Raw genomic sequence first — 26,603 nt, forward strand, 5'->3', positions numbered from 1 at the left:
CGTCCGTGCCGTCGCTGTCGGCCGCCCGGAATGCGGCACTATGCTGATCTTCCTCATGTGGAACGCCATCGCGCAGAGCGGCATGGAGCTGGGCGGCCGGTACCTGCTGGAGAGGCTCATCGGCCGGGGCGGCATGGGCGAGGTCTGGCAGGGAACCGACCGGCGCCTGCGCCGCCCGGTGGCCGTGAAGGTCCTCTCCCCGGACGCGGCGACGGGCGACACGGCGGTAGCGCGGCTGCGCCGCGAGGCGGAGGCCGCGGGAGCGTTGCAGCATCCGGCCATCACCGTCGTGTTCGACGTCGGCGAGGAACCGCTCCCGGACGTCCCCGGCGGCCGCCTGGTCTACCTGGTGATGGAGCTCCTGGACGGCCGGGACCTGCGCACCGTCCTCGGCGTCGCGCCCGGCGGGCTGCCCGTCCCGCAGGCGGTGTCGCTGGCCGCGCAGGTCGCCGAAGGGCTCGCCGCCGCGCACGCGCGCGGGGTGGTGCACCGCGACGTCAAGCCCGCCAATCTCTTCGTCCTGCCGGACGGCCGGGTCAAGATCTGCGACTTCGGCATCGCCCGGCTGGTCGACGGCACGCGGCTGACCATGGACGGCAGCACGATCGGGACGCCCCACTACATGGCGCCCGAGCAGTTCGGCGGTGAGGCCGGCCATCGCGCCGACCTGTACTCGCTGGGCTGCGTCCTGTACGAGCTCCTGACCGGCACACCGCCGTTCAGCGCCGAGGGCGGCATGGCCAGGCTGATGTACCAGCACCTCAACACGGCGCCCGCACCCCTGCCCGATTCGGTGCCCGCAGACGTGCGCGCCCTGGTCGCCGAACTGCTCGCCAAGGACGCGGCGGACCGTCCGGCCGACGCCGCGACCGTGGCCCGGAGACTGCGCGGCGGGGAGCCGGAGGCGTCGTCTCAACGGCTCCCAGCACCGCAGCACACGCCGACGGCATGGCAGGTTCCGGCCGGGCCGGCCGGCGGGGCGACTCGGGTCGACGCCCGCGGTGGGCGGCGCGGTGGGCGCGGCCTGAAGATCGCGGTCGCCGCCGGGGCCGCCGTGCTGGTCGCGGCGGCGGGCGTCGCGTTCGCCCTCTCGGTGAACGGCGCGGAAGCGGGAGGAGACGGGAAGCCCTCATCGCCCCCTGCCGTGGCCGACCGGGGCGCCGCCGTGCCGACCGTCGACGGCTGGCACGTGATCACCTCCGCCGAGCGCGGGGTGGCCTACGACGTGCCTCCCACCTGGACGCCGGGCGCCGCCGGCTACGAGATGGCCTACTTCGACGACGCGACCGAGAAACCGATCATCGGGGCGGCGAGCGTCGCCTACATCAAGCAGGAGACCGGGGACGGCAACGGCTGCTACCTCGCCCTCGCCGGCGTCCGCGGCGGCAGCGGCGGGATCGTCGACGCCGCGCCGGGGCAGGCCGGTGCGCTGGCCGCGGAGGCGGGCAGGCAGGCGCGGCAGTGGGCCGCGGGCGCGTTCAGTGTGGGGGGCGTCCCTCCCGTGCTGGACGCGGGGACGTCCCGCACCCTGACCCTGACCGGTGGCGTCCGGGCGCAGGTCCACTCGTTCACGGTCCGGTCGGTGGCGGGTGCCGACTCGTGCAACGCGACCAGGCCCGGGGCGCGCGTCCATGTCCTGACGGCCGCCTCGCGGGTTCCGGGACGCGACGGCGGGCCGTTCGCGTTCTCCGTCCTCACCGGGCCGGACATCCGGTTCGCCGAGCAGGACGTGGTCGAGAAGATCCTCCGGAGCGTCCGCTCGACGAAGTGAGGCCGGCAGACGCCAGGGTTCGGGTACAGCCCGTCCGGGCTTCCGGCGGAAGGGTGGAAGGCCGGACGGGCTGATATTCGGACGTGCCGCCCATGACGGGCGGCGCGCCGCGATCAGATTAGGCCACGTCATCGAGGACGGTTCTCGCGGGTCCGTGCCGGCCGGTGCGCGGCCCTGTCGCGGCGAAAAGCCATGCCCCGCTGATGGCGATCAGCGGGGCATGACCTTGGCTCTGGTGTTCGTCGCCGCCGTGTCGGCGAGATGGGCCGATCGGGCGGCTCCTGCGGCCTTAGGACGGCCTCGTGAACCGGGTTACGGCTGGATCTGCGGAGCGGCCTGGTCCTGCGGGGCCATCTGGCCCTGCGGAGCGGCCTGGTCCTGCGGAGCCATCTGGCCCTGGTCCTGCGGGGCCGCCTGGTCCTGCGGAGCCATCTGGCCCTGGTCCTGCGGAGCGGCCTGGTCCTGCGGAGCGGCCTGGTCCTGCGGGGCCGCCTGGTCCTGCTGCGGGGCGGCCTGCGGCGCGGCCGCGTCCTGCGGTGCGGCCTGGTCCTGCTCCGGGGCGGCCTCCGGGGCCTCCGGGGCAGCGCTCAGCTGCTCGGGCGCGGCCTGCTCCTGCGCCTCGCCCTGGTCCTGCGGCTGGGCGGCCTCCGGCTGGGCGGCGGCGTCCTCCTGGGGCGCGGCCTCCTCCTGCGGCGCGGCCTCGCCCTGCTGCGGCGCGGCCTCCTCAGCCTGCTCCGCGGCCTCCGGCTGGGCGGCCTCCGGCTGGGCGGCGGCCTCCTCCTGCGCCTCGGCCTTCTCGCCGCCCTTGCCGTCCACCTTCACGGAGTCCTGCTCCGCGCCCTCGACCTCGATGACGACGGGGCCGGTCTTCTTGCCGTGGACGTGCGGCTTGATGTCGCCGGTCTTGACGGGCTTGTTGCCGAGCTTCGGCGACGCGTGGGGCGACTTCTCGATCTCGGCGTAGTTCAGGTCGCCGGGACCGTTCTCCACGATGTAGCGAGGCTTGATGTAGATGTGGACCTCCTGCGGCGGCCCGGCTTCCGCCGAGGCCGCGGGAACGGCCAGGAGGCTGCCCCCGACGGCCAGTGCGACGACTGCCGCCGCACGAGCTATGCGTTTCATTCCATTTCCCCCTTTTTTGTGAACCTGGTTCGCGTACCGCGAACGCTTGTTGATCATAACAAGACGATTACGCGGAACTGAATACGGGGGGCCGATAATTCTCGCAGACCTGCCACTCGCAAAACCGACTTGCCGTCAGTTTGCAGATCGGCAGTAATGCCGGATTTCCAGGTCGCCGGGTTCGATGTCCGGGCCGCGGGAGGGCGCGCGCCGGCCTCCGGCGGGGTCGCGGCCCTCCGGCGCGGCGGAAGAAGGACCCTTGCACGGGCCTGTCCGCGGTGGCGTCGCCGATGCCCGCGGGCGCCTGATGCGAGTTCTCCGGTCTCCCGCCGACATCGGGCGGCCGTGGCCTGCCCCCGGTCCGGCGAGCATCGCCTGTACCCTGACTCTCCGCAGGTCAACGCCCTGGGAGGGCCTGACCACGGCGCGGTTCGACACTCCCAGGTAGCCGAGGAGCTCCGGCGGCCGCGCGGGCGGGGCCCGGCCCGGGACGGTACCGAACACCCCCGTCCACAGGCTGAGGAGACCGCCCCAGGGGACCGTCACGGTGTAGCCGGCGGCGACCTTGAACTCGGTGCCGAGGCTCCAGGACCTCCGGGTCACCGGCGCCGCGGCATGCGCCTGGACGCGTTCCCCGGTCAGCGATATCGGCCTGGATCTGAACCGGGTACGGAAATTGCCCGTCTTGGCGTCCATATAGCCCCGCATCACGCCATGCCGGGAAAGCGTCAGGCCGAAGTCGGGCGGCCTGAGGACGTGCAGCCTGCCGCTCATGGAGGCCCGCGCCTCGAAAGCGAGACCGGCGTCGGGCCGGCCCACTGCCGAGCCCACGGAAAAGGAGCCTCCCACACCGGCTCCGCCTTCGAAAGTGAAAGCAATACCGTCCCGGGTGAATGAACTCGCCACGCCGCCGCCAAGGCCGCGGTAAAGGCTCACCTTGAAAACGAAGCCGTCCCCGTCCAAGGGTATGGAAAAGGCGTGGCGCGGGACATGGTCGCGATCGTCGGCGTGCCGGCCGTGCGGCGCGGGCCGCCGGCCGAAGAACGGGGCCCGCGGCGGCCCGGGGCCGTCCGTCATCCAGGAGCAGGACGGGTCGGCGACGCAGCCGCAGGCGCTACCGGGGGCCGTGCGCGCCCCGAGGACGATCGCCATCGCCGCGGCGGCCAGGACCACCGCGGACACCGTGACGATCCGGACATGCCCGCTCCGCCATGCCTGCTCCATGATTCCTCAGCCCGCACACCTGATTCACCCGCACAGAACAGCAGCATCATAACGGTGTGTAGGCAAATGAATACATAAAGTGACTATCGCCGTCTTTAAGCAGCCATGGCGCCGTCCACCGGGACATACCGGCGGACGCCGCCATGGGCGCCGACCCGCCGGCCGGGCCCTCCGGCGGAAGGAGGAGGGCCCGGCGAGCGGGGCCGCGGATCAGGCCACGTCGAGTTCGCGGCGCCGCTCGGCCCACTGGAGCGAGTGCCGGATGGCGTCCTCGACGGTGTAGTCGGGCTTCCAGGAGAGGACGTCCCACGCCTTGGCCGGGTTGACGTAGGCGCCGACGACGTCGCCGGGGCGGGCCGGGGCGTCCTCGGCGGCGAAGCCGTCGCCGACGACCTCGCGGAAGGCGGCGACCAGCTCGCGGACGGTGGTGCCGTCGCCCGTCCCGAGGTTGATCACCTCGTAGCGGGAGTGGTCCCCGACCGGCGGGACGATCGCGTCGAACCGGGTCGCGGCCTCGTAGAAGGCGCGGGCGATGTCCCAGACGTGGATGTAGTCGCGGATCGCGGTGCCGTCCCGGGTCTCCCAGTCCACCCCGGTGATCTTGAACGGGACGCCCTGCGCGTAGCACTCGATCATCTTGCCGAGGGCGTGCGTCGGCTTGCTGTTCTGCAGGCCGGTGCGCAGCCGCGGGTCGGCGCCGATCGGGTTGAGGTAGCGCAGCGAGATGACGCGGAAGTCGTAGGCCCTGCAGAAGTCCTGCAGGAGGAGCTCCGCCATCATCTTCGAGCGAGTGTAGGGGTTCTGCGGGTCGAGGAACGAGGTCTCGGTGACCGACAGGTCGGGCTCGGGACGGTACATCCCGGCGGTGGACGCGAAGATCATCCGGTCCCGGCCGTTGCGCACGAGATGGCCGGCGAGGTCGAGGGTCTTGGACAGGTTGACCCGGTAGTAGCGCAGCGGGTCGGCCATCGAGTCGGGCACCACGATCAGCGCGGCGCAGTGGACGGTCGCGATGATGTCGGGGTGGTCGCGGAAGATCCGGTCGACCAGGTCCCCGTCGCCGATGTCCCCCTGGTAGAAGATCTTCCCGGCGGTGAACTCCGAGCGGCCGGTGACGAGGCTGTCGAGCACGACGGGCGTGATGCCGCGCTCGGCGAAGGCGGAGGCGATCGTGCTGCCGATGAACCCGGCTCCCCCAGTGATCAGCACTTTCATGTGGCGTCCCCTGCGGCCAGTGCGTCCCCTGAAATGTCACGCACAGGATCCGCAGGCGGTCGCGGACGGTCAATGTCCCGCACGCAAGGTGACCGGGTCCGGACGCGGGTGAACCGGGCGGCCGGACGTGGCGTCCGCGCGCGGTCCCTCCGGCGGCGGTCCCGCCCGCCGCGAGTACAGCGTTTGCAGGATCCGCCGGGCGCGCGCAGCGGTCATCGTCGGTGGATGGAACCGATCCGCGTCCTCATCGTGGACGATCACGCGCTGTTCGCCGAGGCCCTCGCGGCCCGGCTGGGGCGCGAACCCGACCTGGTGATCCTGCCGATCGCCGACGACGTGCGGCGCGCGCTCGCGCTGACCGCCACCGAGCGCCCGCGGGTGCTCGTCCTCGACCTGATGCTCGGCCACGAGAGCGGGCTGGACGTGCTGGACCGGCTCCGCGCGGACCACCCGGACGTGCGGGTCGTGGTGCTGACCGCGGTGAGCGACCTGGACGCGATGGTGCGGGCCGTCCGGCTCGGCGCGGTGGGGTGGCTGGAGAAGACCGAGAGCGCCGAGCTGGTCGCGCGGGTGATCCGGTCGGCGGCGCGGCGCGGCGGGTGGATCCCGCCGGACCTGCTCGGCGACCTGCTGCGCGTGCTCGTCCGGGACGGCGGGGAGCCGGGCGGGGAGCCGCTGGCGGAGCTGACGCCGCGCGAGCGCGAGGTCCTGCAGTGCATGGTGGACGGGCTCGGCCGCGGCGAGATCGCCGAGCGGCTCGGGCTGTCGGCCAACACCGTCCGGACGCACACGCAGAACCTGCTGGCCAAGCTCGGGCTGCACTCGGCGCTGGAGGCGATCACGCTGGCGATGCGCGCCGGCATGCGTCCCGGCGGCTGACCGCGCCCGGCCTCCGCGCCACCGGTCGCCACTGGTGCAAAAGGCGTAGTCCGGGGTCGTCTTTTGCGCGATTGCCCCGCCGTGCCCCCTTCCTACGCTCGCCGTGACGAAGCCGGAGGGGAAGATCGTGGAGATCGATGAGGTCGCGGCGCGGGTCATGCGCAGCTACTGGGCGCTGCTGCTGGTCATGACGGTCGTCCCGCTGGTGCTGGTGGGCCTGGTGATGAGCGGGCAGGAGCCGCCGTCGGTCGCGAAGTCGCGGCTGCAGGCGAGCAGCCGCGCCACCGACGCGGCGCCCGGCGACGCGGGCGTGTCGATCGTGGTCAGCCAGGTGAAGGCGTTCGCGACCACGGAGAACCTGCTGAGCGAGGTGCTGCGGAGCCGGCGGGTGGACAGGTCGACCGCGAAGACCGCCAAGGCGATCGAGGTGACCGGGCTCGGCACGTCCACGATCGTCGAGCTGTCGGTGAAGGACCGGGACCCGGACGTCGCGCGGCGGCTCGCGGACGCGATCGGCGCCGCCGTCGTCAAGGAGATCAACGAGTCCAACCAGGGCTCGATCCAGGGCCAGATGGACACGATCGACAAGCGCGTCCGGGAGCTGGAGCGGCGGCTCGGGCCGCTGTCGCGGCGGGCGAACGCGCAGCCGAACCCCGACATCGACGCGATGAACGAGCGGGAGCGGGTGCAGGCGGAGCTGACCGACCTGCGGGCGAACCGCTCGGACCTGCAGACGCAGCTGTCGACGGCGGGCACGGCGTCGGTGGTGCAGCCGGCGGTGCTGGCGCCGCGCACGAACCCGGTGGTCATGATGGCGTCGATCGCCGGCCTGGTCGGGCTGATCGGCGGGATCCTGATCGCGGTGGTGACGGAGATGGCCCGTCCCACGATCCCGGGTCAGCGGCGGGTGGCGCGGCGGCTCGGAGTGCCGCTGCTCGGATGGGCCGACCGGGGGCCGGGCGGGCTCGCCGACCTCGGGCGGCGGATCCGGCTGGCGGCGCGCAAGGAGGGGGTCGGGCGGGTCGCGCTGGTCGGCGCGCCCGGCCCCCTGCCTGCGGACCTGGTGTCGGCGGTGGCGTCCGCGGTGTACGGGGACGACACGAAGCTCGTCAAGGCCCGGGCCGACGACGACGGCGAAAACGGCGACGACGGCGGTGGCAGCGGCGGCGGCGAACCGTCGTCCAACAGCAGCGGGCCCGGCGGCGGCAAGAGCACGTCCGTGGTCCGCACCGGCGGGGGCACCGCCGTCATGGCGAAGAAGTCCGCCCAGGTGTCCCCCTCGGAGATCACGCAGCCGGTCCCGGTGCGCCGGCTCTGTCATGTGCACGCGTTCGAGGACGTCGACCCGGGGTCGGACGAGGTGGTCGGCGTGGTCGTGCTGGTCGGCCCGGTGACGCGGGTGGCGGGCCTGGAGACGGTCCGCGACCTGGTCGCCGCGTCCGGCTGGCCGCTGCTCGGCGTCGTCGGCGCGACCCGCAAGATCCCGTCCCGCAGGAGCAGGGGGTAGCCAGATGAGTTCGTCCGTCCCGTTCACGATCCCGTCGGTGTCCGGCGAGGTGTCCGACGCGGTCGTCAAGGTGCTCGACTCGGGCTGGATCACGACGGGCCCGCAGACGGCCGCGTTCGAGCAGGAGTTCGCCGACCACCTCGGCGCCGCGCACGTCGTCGCGGTGGCCTCGTGCACGACCGCGCTGGAGCTGTGCCTGCGCGCCCTCGGCCTGCCGCCCGGCTCGGCGGTGCTGACGCCGAGCCTGACGTTCTGCGGCGCGATCAACGCGATCCTGCACGCGGGGCTCCGGCCGGTGCTGGTCGACATCGACGAGGACACGCTCGTCCCGAGCCCGGAGACGGTCGCGGCGGCGGCGCGCCGGTGCGCACCGGCGGCGATGATCGTCCAGAACCAGGGCGGGTACCCGGTGGACGTGCCGGCGCTCGCGGCGGCGGCCGGGCTCGACCGGACGCGGGTGGTCGAGGACGCCGCGCACGGTCCGGGCGCGGCGCGCGGCGGGAAACGCGTCGGGTCGGAGTCGTTCGCGGCGTGCTTCTCCTTCTACGCGACGAAGAACATGCCGATCGGCGAGGGCGGCGCGGTGGCGTCCAGCGACCAGGAGTTCGCCGACCGGGTCCGCGCGATGCGGTTGCACGGGATGAGCAAGGACTCCTGGAAGCGGTACCTGCCGGGCGGCAGCTGGCGCTACGACGTGAAGACGGTCGGGCTCAAGGCCAACATGACCGACGTGCAGGCGGCGATCGGGCGGGCGCAGCTCGCGGCGCTGCCGGCCTGGCAGGAGCGGCGCGCCGAGATCGTCGCCCGCTACGACGCGGCGCTGCGCGACCTGCCGGGGCTCGTCCTCCCGCAGCGGAACCTGGACGGGATCCAGCACGCCTGGCACCTCTACCAGGTCCGCGTCCAGGACCGGGACGCGATCAGCGCCGAGCTGGAGGCGGCCGGCGTCGCGACGTCCGTGCACTTCATCCCCGCGAACCAGATGACGGCCTACCGGGAGATCCTCGGCGCCGAGGAGTGCGCGCAGGTGCCGGTGACCGACCGGGTCGGCGAGGAGCTGCTGTCGCTGCCGCTGTACCCGGGGCTGACCGGGGACGGGCTGGAACGCGTCATCACCGCGCTCACCGAGGCGCTGCGGACCCGGAGCTGACCGTGCGAAGGTTCCTGCCGCGCCGCGGCCCCGGGGCCCCCGCGCCGGTCCCGGCCAGCCCGCTCGCCCTGCTGATGGGGCGGGACGAGGTGGCCATGGCGCCGCACCGCGGGCGGCGGCTGGTCCGCGGCCGGCGGGTGCTGGTCACCGGGGCGTGCGGGACGGTCGGCCGGGCGCTGTGCCACCAGGTCGGGCTGCTCGAACCGGCCGCGCTGTGCCTGCTCGACCGCGACGGCGACGGCCTCGCGGGCCTCGGGGAGGACCTCGCCCGGCACGGCGTCGAGGCCGTCACGCTCGCCGAGGCCGACGTGCGGGACGCGGACCGTGTCGGCAAGGTCGTCGCGGCGGCCCGTCCCGACCTGGTCTTCCACACCGCGGGCCGCAACGAGCTGGCCGACCTCGAACGCGACCCGTGCCGGGGCGCCGCGCACAACGTCCTCGGCACCCGGCACGTGATCGACGCGGCGGTGCGGCACGGCGCGGAGCGGCTGGTGTTCGTCTCGTCCGACAAGGCCGCCGACCCGACCTCGGTGCTCGGCGCGACGATGCGGCTCGGGGAGCTGCTGCTGCGGACGGCGACGCCCGGCCCGACGTGCTTCGCCGCCGTCCGCGTCGGCAACGTGATCGGCGGGGCGGGCCGGCTGCTGACCGTCCTCGCGCACCGCATCTCCTCCGGCGAGGTCGTCACGATCGCCCACCCGGAGGTGGCGCGCCACTTCATGACCGTGGAGGAGGCCGCGGGGCTGCTGATCGAGGCGGCGGCGATGGCGGAGGAGGCGGAGACGTTCGTCCTCGACATGGGCCGCCCGGTCCCGGTGGTGGAGCTCGTGCACCGGTACGCCGAGCAGCTGCGGCTGCCGGAGGTGACGATCCGGTTCAGCGGGCTCGGGCCGGGCGAGAAGCTCGCGGAGAAGGCGTTCGCCGACTCCGAGCGCCGGATCCGCACCGCGCACCCGAAGATCTGGGCGACCCGTCCGGCGGCGCCGCCCGCCGGGCTCCCGCAGCTGCTGGACGAGCTGGAGGCGGCGGCCGGCGCCGGCGACTGCGACGCGGTCCGGCTGCTGCTGCGCCGGCTGCTCCCCGAGTACCACCCGGTCCGGCGGGCGGAGCCGTCCGGCGACCCGCCGCCGCCCGGACCGACCTGCCTCTGCGGCGCGGGGTGCGACCCCGCCCCACCCGGCCTGTGAGGTGCGCATGACCAGCACGAGGAAGCCCGGCACGAACAAGCTCAGAGTCGCCACGGTGATCACCCGCTTCAACGGCGGGGCCGGGCAGGTCGCGCTGAACGGCGCGCTCGCCCTCCCGGACGGCGGCTACGAGCGCGCGATCGTCACCGGCGGCGTCGGCATGGACAGCACGGCCGCGTCCACGGGAAACAGCGTCCTCTACGGGGACGCGGCCGTCGCCAACGCCGCCGCCGGTGACCTCACTCCCGCGGCGCACGCGGCCGGGATGGAGATCGTCCAGGTGGGGCCGCTGGTGCCGCAGATCTCGCCGCGCGACGACCTGGCCGCGCTGCGCACGCTGACCCGGGTGCTGGCGGAGGGGCGGTACGACGTCGTCCACACCCACAGCGCGAAGGGCGGCGTGATCGGCCGGGTCGCCGCCGCCCGCGCCGGGGTACCGCGCATCGTCCACACCTGGCATGGGTTCCCGTTCAACGAGTTCCAGTCGTGGGCGCGGCGACGCGTGTATATAGGTCTCGAACGGATCGCCGCCAAGCGCACCGACGCGTTCCTCGCCATCGGGTCGGAGACGGTCACGACGGCGCTGCGGCTCGGGCTGACGACGCCTGAGCGGGTGCGGCTGTCGTGGCCGGCGGTGGACGTGGACGCCTACGCCGCCGCGCCCGGCTCCCGCGCGCAGGCCCGCCGCCGCCTCGACCTGCCGCTCGGCGTGAAGGTCGTCGGGTCGGTCGGGCGGCTGACGTTCCAGAAGGGCCCGGAGGTCTTCGCGAAGGCGATCGCGCGGCTGCCGGACGACGTGTTCGGGCTGTGGGTCGGCGGCGGCCCGATGGCCGACGAGCTGGCGGCGCTGACGGCCAGGCTCGGCATCGGCGAGCGGATGCGCTGGCTCGGGCACCGCGACGACGTCGCCGGCGTGCTGCCCGCGTTCGACGTGATGGCGATGGCGAGCCGCTGGGAGGGGCTCCCGTGCGTGCTGGTCGAGGCGATCGCGGCGGGGATCCCGCTGGTCGCGACGGCCGTCCCGTCCAACCAGGACCTGGTGCTCGCCGGTGAGACGGGGATGCTCGTCCGGCCCGAGGACCCGGACGGCCTCGCGTCGGCGGTGTCGGCGCTGCTGGACGACCCGTCCGCCGCGACGCGGATGGCCGAGCGCGCCCGCGCCCGGGTCGGCGCGTGGTTCTCGCCCGAGCACCTCGGGACCGTCCTCGACGAGACCTACCGAGGGAACTCCGCGCGCCCATGACCGCGACCATCGAGGCCCCGCCCGCCCCGCCGGCGACCGCGACCGCGGCCGCGCCGCTGAAGCGCGGCACGCGGCTGACGGCCGTGACGCTCGTCGCGGGCATCGCCTCGCTGCCGATGCTGATGCCGGCCGGGCTGCCGCCGGGGCCGGGCAACACGGGCCTGCCCGACCTCGCGCTCGTCGCCGTCACCGGAACCCTCCTGCTGTGGGCGGGCACGCGGAAACTGCCGGTCTACTGGCCGCTCCTCATCCCCACCCTGCTGACGATCATCGCGGGCGGCATCGCCGCGATCGTCAACGACGCGGGCGCGCTGACGCTCGTCAAGGACTTGTTCGTGCTGCTGTGGGCGGTCGCGATCGCCAACTTCGGCCGCGACACGTCCCTGTTCAAGCTCGCGCTCCGCGCCTTCGTCTGGATCGGGACGTTCTACGCCATCGTCATGATCGTCGGCTTCGTGCTGGGGATCGAGGCGCTGTCCGGCAAGCAGGTCGACGGCGAGCGCGCGATGTTCACCTTCGGCGACGCCAACTACGCGTCCAACTGGTTCATCTGCGTCTTCTTCATCGCCCGCGCGAGCCGCTTCCCCGAGACGGCCTGGAAGCGGTGGACGGTCTGCGGCGTCCTGCTCGCCGCCGAGATCCTGACCGGCTCCAACGGCGGGCTGCTCGCGCTGTGCATCGCGGTGCTGCTCGGCTACCTGTTCCGGCTGTTCCGCGAGGGCAAGGCGCACCACGCCGTCGCGGTCGGCGCGCTCGCCGTGTTCGTCGGCGGCGGCGCCGTCACGGTCCTGTCGGCGGTGAACGTCCAGCCGCTCCTGGACCAGGCGAGCCAGGCGTCCCCGATCCTGCGCGACTCCATCGGCCGGACGACCGGGGAGAGCACCAACTCGCGCAGCACCGTCCTCGCCACCACCCTCCAGATGATCGACGCCCAGCCCCACCCGTGGGGCATCGGCCCCGGCCAGACCGAGAAGCAGATGCTGGTCCGGCAGGAGACGTATGTACGGGAGGCGCACAACGACTACGTCGCCGCCGTCCTGGAGCGCGGGTTCCTCGGCGGGATCGCGCTCATCACGCTGGTGTTCGTCCTGCTGCTGAAGTGCGTCCGGATCGCCCGCCGGGACGCGCTCGCCGGCGAGTACGCGCGGCTCGTCCCCCGGCCCGAACTGTTCGGCGCGCTGGTCGCCGTCTTCCTCATCTCCGGGCTCTTCTACGAGACCCTCCACTACCGCCACGGCTGGGCGTTCTTCGGCCTCATCGCCGCCCTGGATCTGTATGGCCCAGGGGGGCGACCCCCTGGAACCCCCGTCAGCGGGCGGGGCGAAAACCAGGAGGGGCCATGACCGGCACCCAGTCGCCCGACAGCACCCAGGTCACCGCCGTGCCCGCTGCGGAGGCCGGACGGCTGCGGCGGCGGCTGCTGGCGCTCGTGGCGGGGAACATGGCGGGACGGATCGGGGCGCTCGGCTCGCTCGGCGTCGCCACGATCCTCGTCGCGCGGGTCGGCGGGCCGAAGCTCGTCGGCGCGTTCACGCTCGTCCGGATCCTGCCGGGGCTGCTGTGCCAGCTGTCCAGCGCGGGCCTGCCGGGCGCCGCGCCGTTCTTCCTCGCCCGCGGCGACTACGACCAGCGCCGGGTGCGGCCCACCCTCGCCTGGCTGACCGTCATCGGCGCCGCCATCTCCGGGATCGGCTGGCTGGCCCTCAGCCCCCTGTTCTATCTGGTGTTCTTCAAGTCGTTCGGGATGTGGGTCGCGGTCGCGGCCGCAGCGCCGTCCTTCACGCAGGGCTTCGTGTCGGTCGGCAAGGGCCTGCTCCAGGGGACGGACGACCAGCACGGCGCGAGCCTCGCCATCGCCGTCGAGGAGTTCGTGTTCCTGCCCATCTACCTCGTGATTCTGACCGGCTGGTACGGGCCCGGCGCGCTGATCACCGGGCTGGTGCTCGCCGACGTCGCCGCGGCCGCGTGGATCGCCCGGCGGCTCGCCCGGCGCGGCTTCTTCCGGGGCTGGGGGCGGGCCGACCGGCGGCTCGGCCGCTCCATCGCCGGGTACGGGTTCCGCGGCTACCTCGGCCAGCTCATCGACCTGCTGCAACTCCGGTTCGACATGGCGCTGCTCGGCGCGCTCGCCGGGCCGAAGGTGCTCGGCGTGTACACGGTCGCGAGCAAGTTCGCCGAGCTGGTGCAGCTGCCGGGGCTCGCGGTCAACTACGTCCTGTACCCCGACTTCGCCAAAGAGGACCGGGAGACGGCGACGAAGCGGACGTCCCGCCTGATCCTGCCCGCGCTGGCGGTGTCGGCGCTCGCCGCGCTGCCGCTCGCGCTCATCGCCGGGACCGCGCTGCCCTGGGTGTTCGGGGACGTGTTCGACGACGCGGTCGTGCCGACCTACATCCGGCTCGCGGGCGTCGTCACGTTCGGCGTGACCGGGCTCATCATGGCCTACCTGTACGGGGTGGGACGGCCCGGCGCCGCGTCCACCGGGCAGGGCATCGGGCTGCTGGTGGTCGTCGTCCTCGGCGCCGTCCTCGTCCCGACGCACGGCGCGGTCGGCGCCGCCGTCGCCACGTCCGTGTCCTTCGTCGCCACCACGGCCGCGCTGCTGGTCTGGTTCCAGCGCGTCAAGAACCCCGCGCGCGGGGCCCCCGCGCCCACTCGACCCCCCGTCACCGAGCACAAGGGGTGATCATGTCCGAGCTCGCGAGCCGTCCGCTCGAACCGTCCGGCGGGGTCCCGCCGTCCAGGCCGCGGCGCGTGCTGGACGTCGCCGGCGCGCTCACCGGGCTGCTGCTCCTCAGCGTCCCGCTGCTGCTGATCTACGTGCTGGTACGGCTGTCCAGCCCCGGTCCCGGCGTGTTCCGGCAGACGCGGGTCGGGCAGGGCGGGCGGCCGTTCACGATGTACAAGTTCCGGACCATGCGGCAGGGCGTCGGCGGCCTCACCGTCACCGCCAACTGCGACCCGCGCCTCACGAAGGTCGGCAAGCTGCTGCGGCAGTGGTCGCTGGACGAGCTGCCGCAGTTGGTGAACGTGCTGCGCGGCCAGATGACGCTGGTCGGGCCGCGCCCGGAGACCTACGACCTCGCCGTCCACTACGCCGCCGACTGCCGCTGGGTGTTCGACCACCGGCCCGGCCTGACGGGGGTGTCGGAGGTGCGGCTGCGCGACTTCGACGTCCTCGGACCGGACGAGGAGGTCGACCTCGCCAACTACATCGAGCGGATCGTGCCCGCGCGGGTCGCGGTGGACGCCGTCTACCTGCGCGACCCGTCGATGCGCGCCACGTTCGGCGCGCTGTGGGACACGGTCAAGCACATCCTCGGCATCCCGCTGCCGCCGCTGCCGCCGCTCCGGCGGGACGCGGCCGGGGCCGAGCAGCCCGTCCGTCCCGCGGAGGAGCCCGGCTCCGCCGCCTGACCAGCCGCCCGGCCGCCCCGCCCGGCCGGCCGCCATCGGGGAGGAAGCATGGACATCCGGGACGTCCGGGTCCGGATCTGGGCCATCGTGACCGCGGTCGTCCTGGTCGCCGGGTTCCTCTTCTACGTCGGGCACCGGAAGGCCGGCTACCAGCCCTACCGGGGGCCGCTCGCCTCGCCCGGCACGCCCGCCGCGCATCCCCCGCCGACGCGGCGGATCGCGCTGAACACCCAGCCCGCCGACTACCCGCGGCTGAAGGCGCTCGGCTACGACCTGGTGGACGTGAAGGCCGACCCGGCCCTCGTCGCCGGCGTCCCCGCCGGGATGCAGGCGCTGCTGTGGGTCGGCAACTTCACGTGCGGCGACTTCGAGCTCGGCTGGGACGCGTTCCAGCGGGCCGTGCAGCGGTTCGGGCGCGACCCGAAGGTCTACGGCTGGTACCTCTCGGACGAGCCGAACCCCGGCGACTGCCCCGAGGTCGCCGGTGAGATCCGCCGCCGCGCCCAGTACATCGAGCGCCACGCGCCCGGCCAGGTCTCGTTCATCTCACTGACCGACTGGCCGATGAAGCCGCTCGCGCCGAAGCGCGTCGGCGTCGACCTGATTGGGCTCGACCCGTACCCGTGCAAGGGGTCGGCCAAGACGCGCGAGCGCTGCGATATCGGGGCCATCGACCGGATGGTCCGCCTGGCGGACGCCGCCGGCATCCCGCGCGACCGGGTCGCGCCCGTCCTGCAGACGTTCGGGCAGGGCTGCACCAAGGGCGACAAGCAGTACTGGCTGCCGACGCGGACCCAGTTCCGCGAGATCCTCGCCCGCTGGGACCGGCTCGCGCCGCGCCCGCCGCTGGAGATCTCCTACTCCTGGGGCCGCCAGGACGAGTGGGCCTGCCCGACGCTCGCCGACGCGACCGGCGGGAAGCACCCCGACCTGCAGAGCATCATGCGGGCCCGCAACCTCGGGAGCTGACCGGCCTCAGCCGGGATCGTCGGCGACGGCCGGATGCTGTGCGCCGGACGGCACCGGGAAGTCGAGCGACCCGAGCTTCAGGGCCGCCATCTCCATCACACCGACGAGCAGAACGAACGCGACGGCCAGCAGGCCGAGCTTCTTGCGGTTCAAGTCCCGCACCCCTTCAAAACCCCCAGAAACGCAGGTCAAACGTAACACACGATGATCTACGCCGTGGCCCGGAACACTTCCCCGCACACAAGACGTAATGCCCTTGTTACGGCCTGCCCGTGCAGCACTGCGGGCCGGGCGGCGCGGGAGGCGCCCGGCCCTCAGGGGCGGGGTCTACGGGAGTTTGCGGCTGGTGAGGTTGGCGGCTCGGGCGTTGAGGCACTCGCCGGTGGCGAGGTCGAAGGCGAAGTTGTGGGCCAGGCAGTGGATCCGGCCGTCGCGGACGACGGCGCCGACGGACAGGTCCTCGCCGGCGTGCGGGCAGTAGCGCGGGATGTCGTAGCGGGCGCCGTCGCAGTCGACGGTGATGCGCTCGGACTCGTCCCGCCCGGTCTCGTACTCCTCGACGGCCTGCAGCGCGGGCGCGTTGGCGTGCTTGAGCAGCCCGACCAGGTGGTCGTTGTAGACGTCCGGGTCGCGGTAGAGGCTGAGCCGGAACGAGATGAGCAGGTCCTCCCAGGCCATCCGGCCGGTGAGGACGGCGTCCAGCCAGCGTCCGGCGGTGGTGATCCGGTAGTGCGGGCGGACGTCCGGGCCCGCGACCGCCACGGTGACGCCGTCCTCGCCGAAGTCGACGTCCCAGGCCCCGCCGTTCGGCCCGGTGATCTCGAAGCGGACGGTCATCGCGATGCGGCGGCGGAAGTAGTCGCTGAGGCCGCCCAGGTGGGTGAAGTGGGCGGCGAAGCGGTCGAACAGGTCGGGGCCCGGCTCGGGGTACTCGGCGAGCACCGCGGCGAGGGCGGGCGCGCGGTCGGCGGCGTACCGCTTGAGGTAGTCGCCCCGGTCGGCGTCGGCGAAGGAGAACTCCGCCGAGACCGGGTCGCGGGTGATCTCGCCGGTGTCCAGGTCGATCGCGTCGCCGGGCAGGAAGTGGTCCCAGCGCTGCCGCGGCAGGTGCTCGCGCAGCCACGCCGTCGAGACCTCCGGGTCGCAGAACGCGCCGTCCTCCTGGCCGAGCACCCAGTTGAGGTGCTCGACCTCGGCGTCCAGGAAGCAGGGCGGGCCCGCGAACGGGACGGCCAGCTCCGGCTCGGTCTGCCGGACGAGGCGCTGCACCGCGCGCAGCTTGGAGATCCGCTTGGACAGGGAGAGCTCGGCCATCTCCGCGGCCGGGTACTCGTAGCAGATGGGGTGCCAGGACGCCCCGGACGTCTGCAGCGCCATCAGGTCGAGCCGGTCGCCGGCGAGGTGCTTGGCGCGGCGGGCCTGGGCGGCGGTGAGCCGGGCGTCATTGCAGTGCAGGATCCCGCGCCCGTCCGCCACGATGAGAAAGGCGGCATCGTGGCACATAGGAGATAGTTCCGGAATCACCGTGATCCAGGACCCGCGATTGTCAAGCGGGTATTTCCCCCAGGGTTCGATCTCGATTACCTGGCGGCCACCCGCGGCGGCGGCCATGCGTTCCCGGAAGGCGGGTCCGGGATAACGCGGAATGAGGATCCGGGTTCGCACCGGAAGGCGGTCGATGACCCAGGGGTCGAAATGATCTAGATGCTCGTGCGAGACGGCGACCCAGTCGGCGTCGAGCACCGCGTCCGGATTCAGGTGATCGTTTCTCGGATACTGGTGCCAGGCTCCGAGAAAGGCCCCGGTCGGGGCGAGCCACGGGTCCGCGAGCAGGTGGAACGCCTGCGCGTCCACCGCCACCCCCGCATGTCCGAGAAATGTGACCGTCGGCATGAGGCGACTGTCCCGCCGCGGGCCCGCCGGCGCACCCACCGGAATGCGCAAAGCGGCTACGCCACCGGTATGAAAGAAAAGCCGCGGGACGAACTGACAAACCTGACTGAGACGTTCCGACAAAGCATCGAGTTTGCCCTGGTGAGGCACATGTCCACTTCTGGACAGGCACCGGTCTGTTGCGGCCAATTCACTGGACATGCGCCGGGAGGCCGGGTGACCGTCTATGGGGTGCTGGAATAGCGGACGGGGGACTTTCATGAACAACGGACGGGCGCGGTCCTCCCCGGCGGACGCCTCCGCCGGGCCTGCGGGGCCCGCGGGGCCCGCGGGCGCGCACGCGGGCGCGGGGACGGGGACGCTCGCGGGCGCGCCGGACGGCGGCCACCCCGCCGGGCGGGGCGAGCAGGTGCTGTGGCGGCGCCGGCTCCGCCACGACATCCGGCACGAGCTGGGCACCATCATCATGCTGGCCTCGGCCGTCGTCGTCGCGGAGGACGTCGGCGACACCAGCCGGGCCCGCATCGAGCAGCTGCTCGGCGAGACCCGCTGGCTCGACCACCTGCTGCGCCGGCTCGACGAGGACGACACCGGCGACGGGGACGGCCCGGACGGCCGCCCGCTGCCCGGCCCCGAGCGGCTCCGGGTCGACGAGCTGACCGCCGAGGTCGTCACCGGGATGCGGCTCGCGACGCGGCACGAGGTGTGCTTCACCGGCGGCGAGTCCTGGGCCCACATGGACCCGGTCGCCCTGTGGCGCGCGGTCCGCAACGTCCTCGACAACGCGTGCCGCGTCGCGGCGGGCCGCGTCGACGTGCGCGTCGAGGCCGACCAGGGGTGGGTCGTCATCCAGGTCGACGACGACGGCCCCGGCTTCGGCGCCGGCGGGCGCCCCGGCGAAGCCGGCCGCCCGGGGCGCGGGCGGGCCCGGCCCGGCCTGGCCTCGCTCGGGCTCGGCATCGTGCACGACCTCATCTCCGGCTACGGCGGCAGCCTGGAGATCCGCACCTGCGAGATGGGCGGGGCGCGGGTCCGGATGCTGCTGCCGGCGGCGCCGCCCCCGGAGTCCATCGCGCCCCGCGGCATCGGTGCCGACGCCTTCCTCGACGACTGGCGGCCGCACCCATGAGGATGATCATCTGCGACGACCACGCGGTCTTCGCCGAGTCGCTGTCGCTGGTGCTGGCCGACGCCGGGCACAGCGTCGTCGGGGTCGCCTACTCCCCCGCCGACGCGCTGCCGGTGCTCCGCTCCCGGCAGCCCGACGTCTGCCTGATCGACCTGCGGTTCCCGTCCGGCACCGCGCTGGACTGGATGCCGCGGCTGCGCGCCGCGTCCCCGCACACCAAGTTCGTCGTGCTGACCGGGTTCCTGGAGCAGCCGGTGCTGGAGGCGGGCGTCGCGGCGGGCGTGCGGGGGTTCGCGCACAAGGGCCAGCAGGCCGGCGACATCCTCGCCGTGCTGCGCCGCGTCGCGGACGGCGAGGTCGTGATCGACCAGGCGGCGCTGCGCGGCGGCGCCCGCCCGAACACCCGCGCGCAGAAGGTCGCGCGGTTCCTCACCCCGCGCGAGCGGGAGGTGCTCACCCGGCTGGCCCGCGGCGAGTCCACGCAGGCGCTGGCCAAGGCCATGGGGGTCACGCGCAGCACGGCGCGCAGCCACGTGCAGAGCGTGCTGTCCAAGCTGGGCGTCCACTCGCAGCGGGAGGCGGTGATCGAGGCGGCCCGGCACGGGCTGGTCAGCGTGGAGACCGGGGAGTGGCTCGCGGGCTGACCCGCGCGCCCCCGCCGCGCCATGCAGCCCCCGCGCATGGGGACGGCCGAATCCGGCCCTTCAGGGTTCGGCCGCGACGCGTTAGCGTCTGCCTCGGAGAGGAGGTACCCATGCCGCAACCGCGCGGCGCGCCGCCGATCCCCGCCGGGGCCCTCGGCCGCGCGGACGCCTACGCCGGCGGGATCCCGCACGACCGGCTCGAACGGCTCAGGGCGCGGACGCCGGTGGTCTGGCTGGACGAGCGCTCCGCCGGGCAGCCCGGCGCCTGGGCCGTGCTGCGCTACTCCGACGTCCACCACGCCCTCACCCACCCCGAGCTCTTCGCCCCGCAGATGGACGGGCCGCTGCACGGCCCCGTGAGCGGCGCCGACGCGCCCCCGGCCGACGTCCCGCCGGGCGACGCGCGCGACGCGGCGCACATCGACATGGACCCGCCCGCCCGCGCGATGCTCGCCCGCATCCCGTCCCAGGAGCCGGTCGACTTCGTCGGCGAGGTCGTGCGCGAGCTGCCCGAGACGCTGCGCAACACCCTCGCCGGGGGCCTGTACGCGCTGCTGCGCCACCCCGCCGAGTACGTCCGGCTCCAGGAGGAGCAGCACGACGACACGCTCGTCGACAGCGCCGTCGAGGAGATGCTGCGCTGGTGGACGCCGGTGCTCCAGGTGTGGCGAACGGTCCTGCGCGGAACGACCGTCGGCGGCGTGCCGCTGCTGCCCGGCGAGCAGGTGGCGCTGTGGCTGGTCTCCGCCAACCACGACGGCGAGAAGTTCCCCGACCCCGGCCGGTTCGCCCCGGACCGTTTCGTCCAGTCCCCGCGGCCGCACCTGTGCTTCGGGTTCGGGCACCGCGCCTGCCTGGGCGCGCGGCTGGCGCGCGTGCACCTGCGCGCCATGCTCGTCGCGCTGCTCGAACGCCCCGGGCTGCCGCGGCTGGCGGGCGAGCCGGTGCCGCTGCGGTCCAGCGCCCGGCACGGCTTCGCCCATCTGCCGGTCCGCTGGACCGCCTGATCCCTCGGTGGCGCCTGATCCCTCCGGTGGCGCCCGGTCCCTCCGGGTACCTCTCGAGGAGTACCGGCGCGCACTCCCCGCGGCCGACGTGCCGCCTGACCTCGATGACTTACCGTGCAGGCATGAGCACCTCACCGCCGCACCCGCCGGGCCACACCGGCTGGCCGCGTCCCGGCACGTGGCCGGTCTGGGTGGTCCCGGCCCTGGTCGCCCTCATCCAGGTCGCCGGGTCGCTCGGCGCGCAGCGCGGCGGCCCGGCCGGCGGCGAGCGGTCCGGCGGCCCGCCCTGGGAGCACGGCGGCGGGACGTCCGAGCTGGGGCACACCGACCTGGACGCGCTCGGCTTCGCGCTGCTGCTCGGCGGCCCGGCGCTCCTGCTGCTGCGGCGCCGCAACCCGGTGTTCACGGTGTGCGCGGTCGCGGCCGTGACCGCGCTGTACTTCCTGCGCGCCTACACCTACGGCCCGGCGCCGCTCGCGCTGGCCGTCGCGATGATCGCCGCGATCACCGCCGGGCACCGGCTGCTGACCTGGGCCGGGACGGGCATCGGGCTCGCCGCGTTCTTCTCCCTCACCGCGCTGATCGGCGTGCCGGCCGCCGAGCGCGGGCAGGACGGGCCGTTCCCGGTGGAGGAGCCGACGCTCGGCGGGTCGAGCTTCGTCGTCGGCTGGGCGCTGGTGGTGCTGATCGGCGGCGAGCTCATCCGGATGCGGGCGCAGCGGGCCGCGGAGACCGCCCGGACGCGGGCCGAGGAGGAGCGCCGCCAGGCCAGCGAGGAGCGGCTGCGGATGGCCCGCGAACTGCACGACGTCCTGGCGCACAACATCTCGATGATCAACGTGCAGGCGGGGGTGGCGCTGCACCTCATCGACCAGAACCCCGAGCAGGCGCGGACGGCGCTCGCCGCGATCAAGGACGCGAGCAAGGAGGCGCTCACCGAGATGCGCGGCGTGATCGGCGCGCTGCGCTCGGAGGGCGAGACCGCGCCGCGCGCGCCCACCGCCGGGCTGGACCGGCTGGACGACCTGCTCGACCGGGCGCGGTCCGCCGGGCTCGCGGTCGACGCCGAGATCACCGGGGACCGGCGGCCGCTGCACGCGAACACCGACCTCGCGGCGTTCCGGATCGTCCAGGAGGCGCTGACGAACGTGACCCGGCATGCCGGTCCCGGGCCGGTGACGGCGCGGGTCCGGATCGCCTACGGTGAACACGAGATCGTGGTCCGGGTCGAGGACGACGGGCGGGGCGCGCCCCTGCTGGACGACCGGCCCGGCGGCAGCGGCCTGCGCGGGATGCGCGAGCGCGCCGCCGCGCTCGGCGGGACGTTCGACGCGGGGCCGCGGCCGGGCGGCGGGTTCCGGGTGCGGGCCGGGCTTCCCCTGCGGGAGGGCGACGTGGACGAGGACGGCGCGGACGACGGCGCGGGCGGCGGCGGGCCCGGAGGGAGTGTGCGGTGATCAAGGTGATGCTGGCCGACGACCAGGTGCTCGTCCGGGCCGGGTTCCGCGCGCTGCTGGACGCGCAGCCGGGCATCGAGGTGGTCGGCGAGGCGAGCGACGGCGAGGAGGCGGTCGCGGGGGCTCGCCGGCTGCGGCCCGACGTCATCCTGATGGACATCCGCATGCCGGGCCTGGACGGGCTCGCGGCGACCCGCCGGATCGCCGCCGATGATCGGCTCGACGGCGTGAAGATCGTGATCTTGACCACGTTCGAGCTGGACGAGTACGTGTTCGAGGCGCTGCGCGGCGGCGCGAGCGGGTTCCTGGTGAAGGACACCGAGCCGGTGGAGCTGATCCACGCCGTCCGGGCCGTCGCCGCAGGGGACGCGCTGCTGTCGCCGAGCGTGACCCGGCGGCTGATCGCCGAGTTCGCCGCGCGGGCCAAGGAGCCCGCGCCGTCGCCGCGGCTGAACGCCCTGACCGACCGGGAGCGCGAGGTCATGGCGCTCGTCGGGGAGGGGCTGTCCAACGAGGAGATCGCGGCCCGCCTGGTGGTGAGCCCGGCGACCGCGAAGACGCACGTCAGCCGCACGATGGTGAAGCTCGGCGCCCGCGATCGGGCGCAACTGGTGGTGTTCGCGTACGAGTCGGGGTTGGTCAAACCCGGCTGGCTGCCATAGAAATTTACTCTGCATCGATTCACTGTTGCCGTCGGCGGGAGCATGACAGGCTGGACGGCACAGGCCACCACCGACGTTGAGGAGTCCAGTGCCGAACGACACGAGGATCCTGGCCGTCGACGACCGTGAGGAGAATCTGACCGCCCTCGCGGCCGTGCTCGACGCGCTGCCGGTGGAGGTCGTGCCCGTCACGTCCGGGCAGGCGGCCCTGAAGGAACTCCTCAACGAGGACTTCGCGCTCATCCTGCTGGACGTCGTCATGCCGGAGATGGACGGTTTCGAGACGGCCGAGCACATCAAGTCCCGGCCGCGCACCCGCGACATCCCGATCATCTTCCTGACCGCGGGCGGCGGCGCCGGGGAGCAGGCGTACCGGGGCTACGCGGCCGGCGCCGTCGACTACCTGACCAAGCCGTTCGACCCGTGGCTGCTGCGCGCGAAGGTGTCGGTGTTCGTCGACCTGCACCGCCGCAACCTGGAGCTCAAGCAGCAGGCGCGGCTGCTGCGCAGCACGCTCGGCGGCGGCGACGCCGAGAGCGCCCTCGCGGGCTGCGAGCGGCTGCTGGCGGCGCTGGACGAGCGGCTCGCGAAGGTGGAGGGCGACCTCGTCCAGGTGCGGGCTGCGGGCGACGGCCCGGTGGACGCCCTCGAACGGCACGTCCGCGAGCTGCGCCTCGCCGTGGACGCCTTCTCGGCGGGAAGCTGACCCGCCGGTCTCTCCCATCCCCCGCTTTCGGGACCTTCGGCCCGCAGGCTCCGGGATCTTCGGCCCGTGACGATCACGCTTGGTAGTTGATAGTGGTTGATCCTCACCGGCTCTATTGACAGCGAGTTCAAGAGCTTTCGCAGGTAAAGGACCGGATCCTTTACCTTCGGGCGTCCTGCCGGCGATTGCCGCAAGTAAGTACTTGGTAGTAACTTGCACTCACCGTCACGAGATCGACCGGTGCCGCCGGGGCCCCCGCCCGGCCCGCCGAGACCCCCAGGAGCAACCCCCATGTCCGAATCCCCCGACCCGTCCGGCACCGACGGCGCCGACTCCGCCCCGGTCGGCCGCGTCCGCTGGAAGCGGTTCGCCGCCCTCGCCGTCCCCGCCGCGATCGGCGCGGGCGCCCTCGCCTTCATGACCGCGCAGGGCGCGATCGCCTCCTCCTTCGCCGTCTCCGGCGGCAGCTTCAAGGTCAGCGCCGACTCCCTCACCGGGCAGGGCTTCGTCCAGTACGGCGGGGTCGACACCGGCAAGGACGGCGCGAAGCACCCGGTGCAGATCTCCGGGATCAAGTCCGCGCAGATCCGCAACATGTGCCAGTCGGTGAAGGTCGGCCCGTTCACGCTGCGGCTGACCGCCGGCACCGGCTCCAAGCCCGTCGAGGCGTCCGACCTGGTCCTGGACGTGGAGCAGCTCAACGCCGACGCCACGTTCTCCAACATCGAGATCGGCCGGGACGCCAGCACCCTGGACAACGGCCCGGACGGCGCCCAGGGCCCGGCGGGCATGTTCGGCCAGCAGGCGTCCCGCATCGAGCTGCGGAACGTCAAGCAGGTCGCGTGGGCCACCACCGCCGGCACCTTCAAGCTGAGCGACCTCAGCATGAAGCTCGGCGACGAGTGCTTCTGACAGCCATGGACTCCGCCGGAACCTCCGGATTCCGCCGCTGGCGGCGGACGCGCCCCTTCTGGGGCGGCGTGTTCGCCGTCCTCGGCGGCCTGGAACTGATCGCGATCCCGCTCGCGCCGCTGCCGCTCGTCGTCCACCAGGGCATGGCCGGGGTGGCGAGCTGGCTGATCGGCGCGCTGCTCGTCACGGCCGGCGTGCTGATGTGGGCGCAGCCCGCCCAGCGCAGCTTCTACGGCGTCTTGGCCGTGCTGCTGTCGCTGGCGTCGTTCCTCACGTCCAACTTCGGCGGGTTCTTCGTCGGTCTGCTGCTCGGCCTGGTCGGCGGCGCCCTCGGCTTCGCCTGGTCCCCCGCCGCACCCGCACGGCCCGCGGCGCCCGCGCCACGGCGGGCTCGGCACGGCGGGCGGCTGACCGCCATCGCGCTGCCCGCCGCGCTGGGCCTCCCGCTGCTCGCCCCCTGGCCCACGCCGCCCTTCGGGACGGCACCCACGGCACCCACTGCGCCCACGGCCCCCGTGGCGACGCCCAGCCCGACGACCGCTCCCAGCACCGCCCCCACCGCGAAGCCCGCTCCGACGCCCGCTCCGACGACGAGCACCAAGGCGGCGACCTGCCCGGACGTCCCCTCGAACGGCGCCGGGCTGTCCCAGGAGCAGCTCCGCAAGCTGCTCCAGAGCCTGCGGTCGAGCAAGGACCCGGCCTGCCGGGCGAAGGACGGGCAGACCGCGTCCAAGCAGGCCGCCGGCTCCGGGACGCGGCTCTACACCGGCGCATCGACCCTGCGCGCCGACTCCCTGACGATGTCGGGGCTCAGCTATGACGGGGTCGCGTCGCTGCCCTCGGCGGGCGGGACGGTGAAGGCGCTGAAGTTCAGCATGTCCAAGGCCGTCCTGAAGAACGTGGACCAGACGACGTCCGCCCGTGGCGGGGCCGCGTCACGGACGCGCACACCCAACCTCACGCTGACCGGCGACGTCGTCATGTACACCACGAAGATGTCGTCCAAGCTGCTCGGGATCCCGCTGACCTTCACCCCGGAGAGCCCGCCGCCGCTGACGCTCCCCTACATGGTGATGACGGACGTGGTGTCCGAGCAGCCGTCGGTCACCGCGAACGGGGCGCAGATCACCGGGCTCGGCATCGGCGCCGCCTGAGCGTTCGAGCGCAGCTTGCCGCGCAGGATGAACGCCCCGAGCAGCACCGCGGCCACGACGAGGATCACCGCGACCGTGACGACCAGCACCGTCCGCTGACGCTCACCGCCCGCCGCCCCGGCCGGGCGCGGTGCCGGCTGCGGCGCCGGCGGAGGCTGCGGCTGCTGCCAGTTCGCGAACTGCTGCGGCTGCTCCCACGGCGGCGGCGTCTGCGGCGGGCCGTTCGGCCTGGACGGGGTGTTCGGGCTGGTGGGCGGCGGCGCCCACTCGGTCTCCAGTAAAGTCCGCGCGTTGTGCTCCCCGGCGCCGGGGCCGGGGTCGCGGCGGGTCACCGGGTCGGGCTCGGGCGGGTCGAGGCGGGTCACCGGGTCGGCGAAACCAGCCGGGTCCAGGACGGTCTCGGCCGCGTCCTCGACGCGGGGCGCCGGGCGGCGCCGCGCGGACGGCTCGTCCATCACCGTCTCGCTCGCCGACGGCGGCTGCGGAGGCGGCGCGGGCGGCCGGGCCGGACGGGACGGGACCGGCATCGTCGCGACCCGGCTGAGCAGCGGCTGCGCCTGCGCGGCGGTCATCCGGTGCACCGGCTCGCGCGCCAGCAGCCCGTCCAGCACCCGGGCGAGCGGCCCCGCGTTCCGCGCGATCGGGACCGGCTCGGTCAGCACCGCCTGCAGCGACGACATCGCGTCCGACCGCTCGTAGGGGGACCGGCCCTCGAGCGCCGCGTACAGGGTCGCGCCGAGCGCCCACAGGTCCGACGCGGGCACCGCCCGCTCGCCCTGCGCCCGCTCGGGCGGGATGTAGGCGGGCGACCCCATGACCAGGCCCGTCTGCGTGAGCGTCGCGTCGCCCTCCATCTGCGCGATGCCGAAGTCGGTGAGCACCACCCGGCCGGACCCGGTGATCAGCACGTTGCTGGGCTTGACGTCGCGGTGCAGGATGCCCTTCTCGTGGGCGTGCCGGAGCGCGCCGAGCATCTGCAGGCCGATGTCGGCGACGCGGCGCGGGTCGAGCGGGCCGCGCTCGATGACGTCCTGCAGGGACGGGGCGGAGACCAGCTCCATCACGATCCACGGCCGGTCGCCCTCCTGCACGACGTCGTGGACGGTCACGACGCCGGAGTGGTTGAGCCGCGCCGACGCCCGCGCCTCCCGGAACGTCCGCTCGTACAGGACGGCGCGCTCCTCCTCGGTCAGGCCCGGCGGGAACACGACCTCCTTGACCGCGACCTCGCGGTCCAGCATGACGTCGAAGGCGCGCCACACGGTGCCCATGCCGCCCCGGCCGACCACCGAGTCCAGCCGGTAGCGGTTACCGAGCAGACGTGCCTGTGCCATGTCGGAAGAGTCCCCCCATCG

General features: G+C 73.7%; 24 protein-coding genes. 18 read left to right on the top strand and 6 right to left on the bottom strand.

Annotation, left to right across the window (positions count from 1 at the left end; translation table 11 throughout):
* Positions 1 to 40: 40 nt before the first annotated feature.
* The gene (locus ACGFI1_RS16685; RefSeq protein WP_392786087.1) at positions 41 to 1,771 is read left to right on the top strand and encodes a serine/threonine-protein kinase; all 1,731 of its coding nucleotides are present in this window, start codon (positions 41 to 43) and stop codon (positions 1,769 to 1,771) included.
* A 312-nt stretch (positions 1,772 to 2,083) separates the two neighbouring features.
* Here the strand turns inward: ACGFI1_RS16685 and ACGFI1_RS16690 are convergent, their stop codons facing one another.
* From ACGFI1_RS16690 to galE, 3 genes are all read right to left on the bottom strand, one after another.
* Positions 2,084 to 2,893 carry a hypothetical protein gene (locus tag ACGFI1_RS16690; protein WP_392786089.1) on the bottom strand — a complete coding sequence of 270 codons (810 nt, stop codon included), beginning with the start codon at positions 2,891 to 2,893 and terminating at the stop codon, positions 2,084 to 2,086.
* A gap of 135 nt (positions 2,894 to 3,028) precedes the next feature.
* Complete coding sequence (locus tag ACGFI1_RS16695) at positions 3,029 to 4,117, bottom strand: hypothetical protein (protein WP_392786091.1); 1,089 nt, start codon at positions 4,115 to 4,117, stop codon at positions 3,029 to 3,031.
* Between the two features lie 210 nt (positions 4,118 to 4,327).
* A complete protein-coding gene (gene galE / locus ACGFI1_RS16700) occupies positions 4,328 to 5,332 on the bottom strand; it encodes a UDP-glucose 4-epimerase GalE (RefSeq protein ID WP_392732306.1) in 1,005 nt (334 codons plus the stop codon).
* Between the two features lie 225 nt (positions 5,333 to 5,557).
* Here galE and ACGFI1_RS16705 point away from each other — a divergent pair, with 225 nt between their 5' ends.
* From ACGFI1_RS16705 to ACGFI1_RS16745, 9 genes are all read left to right on the top strand, one after another.
* Entirely contained in the window at positions 5,558 to 6,211 is a 654-nt protein-coding gene (locus tag ACGFI1_RS16705) for a response regulator (RefSeq protein ID WP_171069013.1), read from the top strand.
* A gap of 103 nt (positions 6,212 to 6,314) precedes the next feature.
* Positions 6,315 to 7,718 (top strand): hypothetical protein, encoded by a 1,404-nt coding sequence (locus ACGFI1_RS16710; protein ID WP_392786094.1) that lies wholly within the window; start codon positions 6,315 to 6,317, stop codon positions 7,716 to 7,718.
* A 4-nt stretch (positions 7,719 to 7,722) separates the two neighbouring features.
* The gene (locus tag ACGFI1_RS16715; RefSeq protein ID WP_392786096.1) at positions 7,723 to 8,868 is read left to right on the top strand and encodes a DegT/DnrJ/EryC1/StrS family aminotransferase; all 1,146 of its coding nucleotides are present in this window, start codon (positions 7,723 to 7,725) and stop codon (positions 8,866 to 8,868) included.
* Between the two features lie 2 nt (positions 8,869 to 8,870).
* The gene (locus tag ACGFI1_RS16720) at positions 8,871 to 10,055 is read left to right on the top strand and encodes a polysaccharide biosynthesis protein (RefSeq protein ID WP_392786098.1); all 1,185 of its coding nucleotides are present in this window, start codon (positions 8,871 to 8,873) and stop codon (positions 10,053 to 10,055) included.
* Between the two features lie 7 nt (positions 10,056 to 10,062).
* Positions 10,063 to 11,298: a glycosyltransferase gene (locus ACGFI1_RS16725; RefSeq protein WP_392786100.1), complete on the top strand. Its 1,236-nt coding sequence runs from the start codon at positions 10,063 to 10,065 to the stop codon at positions 11,296 to 11,298.
* Entirely contained in the window at positions 11,295 to 12,641 is a 1,347-nt protein-coding gene (locus ACGFI1_RS16730; RefSeq protein ID WP_392786102.1) for an O-antigen ligase family protein, read from the top strand. The genes ACGFI1_RS16725 and ACGFI1_RS16730 overlap by 4 nt, the downstream gene beginning before the upstream one ends.
* Positions 12,638 to 13,984, top strand: a complete 1,347-nt coding sequence (locus ACGFI1_RS16735; protein ID WP_392786104.1) for a lipopolysaccharide biosynthesis protein — start codon at positions 12,638 to 12,640, stop codon at positions 13,982 to 13,984. Before ACGFI1_RS16730 ends, ACGFI1_RS16735 begins: the two co-directional genes overlap by 4 nt.
* A gap of 2 nt (positions 13,985 to 13,986) precedes the next feature.
* Positions 13,987 to 14,715, top strand: coding sequence for a sugar transferase (locus tag ACGFI1_RS16740; protein ID WP_138641674.1), 729 nt, complete (start codon positions 13,987 to 13,989; stop codon positions 14,713 to 14,715).
* A 48-nt stretch (positions 14,716 to 14,763) separates the two neighbouring features.
* On the top strand, positions 14,764 to 15,684 hold the full coding sequence (locus ACGFI1_RS16745) for a hypothetical protein (RefSeq protein WP_387070453.1): 921 nt from the start codon (positions 14,764 to 14,766) through the stop codon (positions 15,682 to 15,684).
* Between the two features lie 6 nt (positions 15,685 to 15,690).
* On the opposite strand, the gene ACGFI1_RS16750 is transcribed toward ACGFI1_RS16745, so the two are convergent.
* A complete protein-coding gene (locus ACGFI1_RS16750) occupies positions 15,691 to 15,837 on the bottom strand; it encodes a hypothetical protein (RefSeq protein WP_387070451.1) in 147 nt (48 codons plus the stop codon).
* A gap of 174 nt (positions 15,838 to 16,011) precedes the next feature.
* A complete protein-coding gene (locus tag ACGFI1_RS16755; protein WP_392732320.1) occupies positions 16,012 to 17,160 on the bottom strand; it encodes a Rieske (2Fe-2S) protein in 1,149 nt (382 codons plus the stop codon).
* A gap of 676 nt (positions 17,161 to 17,836) precedes the next feature.
* Between ACGFI1_RS16755 and ACGFI1_RS16760 the strand changes: the two genes are divergently transcribed.
* The 8 genes from ACGFI1_RS16760 to ACGFI1_RS16795 all read left to right on the top strand — a co-directional run bounded on the left by ACGFI1_RS16760 (position 17,837) and on the right by ACGFI1_RS16795 (position 25,248).
* On the top strand, positions 17,837 to 18,706 hold the full coding sequence (locus ACGFI1_RS16760) for a sensor histidine kinase (RefSeq protein WP_392786106.1): 870 nt from the start codon (positions 17,837 to 17,839) through the stop codon (positions 18,704 to 18,706).
* The gene (locus tag ACGFI1_RS16765) at positions 18,703 to 19,350 is read left to right on the top strand and encodes a response regulator (protein ID WP_392732323.1); all 648 of its coding nucleotides are present in this window, start codon (positions 18,703 to 18,705) and stop codon (positions 19,348 to 19,350) included. The genes ACGFI1_RS16760 and ACGFI1_RS16765 overlap by 4 nt, the downstream gene beginning before the upstream one ends.
* A 110-nt stretch (positions 19,351 to 19,460) precedes the next feature.
* Positions 19,461 to 20,357 carry a cytochrome P450 gene (locus ACGFI1_RS16770; protein ID WP_392786108.1) on the top strand — a complete coding sequence of 299 codons (897 nt, stop codon included), beginning with the start codon at positions 19,461 to 19,463 and terminating at the stop codon, positions 20,355 to 20,357.
* A gap of 122 nt (positions 20,358 to 20,479) precedes the next feature.
* On the top strand, positions 20,480 to 21,814 hold the full coding sequence (locus tag ACGFI1_RS16775) for a sensor histidine kinase (protein WP_392786110.1): 1,335 nt from the start codon (positions 20,480 to 20,482) through the stop codon (positions 21,812 to 21,814).
* Positions 21,811 to 22,476, top strand: coding sequence for a response regulator (locus ACGFI1_RS16780; protein WP_392786112.1), 666 nt, complete (start codon positions 21,811 to 21,813; stop codon positions 22,474 to 22,476). Before ACGFI1_RS16775 ends, ACGFI1_RS16780 begins: the two co-directional genes overlap by 4 nt.
* 88 nt (positions 22,477 to 22,564) lie before the next feature.
* A complete protein-coding gene (locus ACGFI1_RS16785) occupies positions 22,565 to 23,182 on the top strand; it encodes a response regulator (RefSeq protein ID WP_392786114.1) in 618 nt (205 codons plus the stop codon).
* 291 nt (positions 23,183 to 23,473) lie between these two features.
* On the top strand, positions 23,474 to 24,094 hold the full coding sequence (locus ACGFI1_RS16790) for a DUF6230 family protein (RefSeq protein ID WP_392786116.1): 621 nt from the start codon (positions 23,474 to 23,476) through the stop codon (positions 24,092 to 24,094).
* Positions 24,095 to 24,099: 5 nt separating this feature from the next.
* Positions 24,100 to 25,248 carry a DUF6114 domain-containing protein gene (locus ACGFI1_RS16795; RefSeq protein WP_392786118.1) on the top strand — a complete coding sequence of 383 codons (1,149 nt, stop codon included), beginning with the start codon at positions 24,100 to 24,102 and terminating at the stop codon, positions 25,246 to 25,248.
* On the opposite strand, the gene ACGFI1_RS16800 is transcribed toward ACGFI1_RS16795, so the two are convergent.
* Positions 25,158 to 26,582 carry a serine/threonine-protein kinase gene (locus ACGFI1_RS16800; RefSeq protein WP_387070438.1) on the bottom strand — a complete coding sequence of 475 codons (1,425 nt, stop codon included), beginning with the start codon at positions 26,580 to 26,582 and terminating at the stop codon, positions 25,158 to 25,160. The genes ACGFI1_RS16795 and ACGFI1_RS16800 overlap by 91 nt on opposite strands.
* Positions 26,583 to 26,603 lie beyond the last annotated feature (21 nt).

It is taken from the genome of Actinomadura geliboluensis (genome assembly GCF_043197915.1).
Classification (GTDB): domain Bacteria; phylum Actinomycetota; class Actinomycetes; order Streptosporangiales; family Streptosporangiaceae; genus Spirillospora; species Spirillospora geliboluensis.

Coding starts and splice junctions, on each gene's coding strand:
- ACGFI1_RS16685 (WP_392786087.1), top strand. CDS start 41: ATGCTGATCTTCCTCATGTGGAACGCCATCGCGCAGAGCGGCATGGAG.
- ACGFI1_RS16690 (WP_392786089.1), bottom strand. CDS start 2,893: ATGAAACGCATAGCTCGTGCGGCGGCAGTCGTCGCACTGGCCGTCGGG.
- ACGFI1_RS16695 (WP_392786091.1), bottom strand. CDS start 4,117: ATGGAGCAGGCATGGCGGAGCGGGCATGTCCGGATCGTCACGGTGTCC.
- galE (WP_392732306.1), bottom strand. CDS start 5,332: ATGAAAGTGCTGATCACTGGGGGAGCCGGGTTCATCGGCAGCACGATC.
- ACGFI1_RS16705 (WP_171069013.1), top strand. CDS start 5,558: ATGGAACCGATCCGCGTCCTCATCGTGGACGATCACGCGCTGTTCGCC.
- ACGFI1_RS16715 (WP_392786096.1), top strand. CDS start 7,723: ATGAGTTCGTCCGTCCCGTTCACGATCCCGTCGGTGTCCGGCGAGGTG.
- ACGFI1_RS16725 (WP_392786100.1), top strand. CDS start 10,063: ATGACCAGCACGAGGAAGCCCGGCACGAACAAGCTCAGAGTCGCCACG.
- ACGFI1_RS16730 (WP_392786102.1), top strand. CDS start 11,295: ATGACCGCGACCATCGAGGCCCCGCCCGCCCCGCCGGCGACCGCGACC.
- ACGFI1_RS16735 (WP_392786104.1), top strand. CDS start 12,638: ATGACCGGCACCCAGTCGCCCGACAGCACCCAGGTCACCGCCGTGCCC.
- ACGFI1_RS16740 (WP_138641674.1), top strand. CDS start 13,987: ATGTCCGAGCTCGCGAGCCGTCCGCTCGAACCGTCCGGCGGGGTCCCG.
- ACGFI1_RS16745 (WP_387070453.1), top strand. CDS start 14,764: ATGGACATCCGGGACGTCCGGGTCCGGATCTGGGCCATCGTGACCGCG.
- ACGFI1_RS16760 (WP_392786106.1), top strand. CDS start 17,837: ATGAACAACGGACGGGCGCGGTCCTCCCCGGCGGACGCCTCCGCCGGG.
- ACGFI1_RS16765 (WP_392732323.1), top strand. CDS start 18,703: ATGAGGATGATCATCTGCGACGACCACGCGGTCTTCGCCGAGTCGCTG.
- ACGFI1_RS16770 (WP_392786108.1), top strand. CDS start 19,461: ATGCCGCAACCGCGCGGCGCGCCGCCGATCCCCGCCGGGGCCCTCGGC.
- ACGFI1_RS16775 (WP_392786110.1), top strand. CDS start 20,480: ATGAGCACCTCACCGCCGCACCCGCCGGGCCACACCGGCTGGCCGCGT.
- ACGFI1_RS16790 (WP_392786116.1), top strand. CDS start 23,474: ATGTCCGAATCCCCCGACCCGTCCGGCACCGACGGCGCCGACTCCGCC.
- ACGFI1_RS16795 (WP_392786118.1), top strand. CDS start 24,100: ATGGACTCCGCCGGAACCTCCGGATTCCGCCGCTGGCGGCGGACGCGC.
- ACGFI1_RS16800 (WP_387070438.1), bottom strand. CDS start 26,582: ATGGCACAGGCACGTCTGCTCGGTAACCGCTACCGGCTGGACTCGGTG.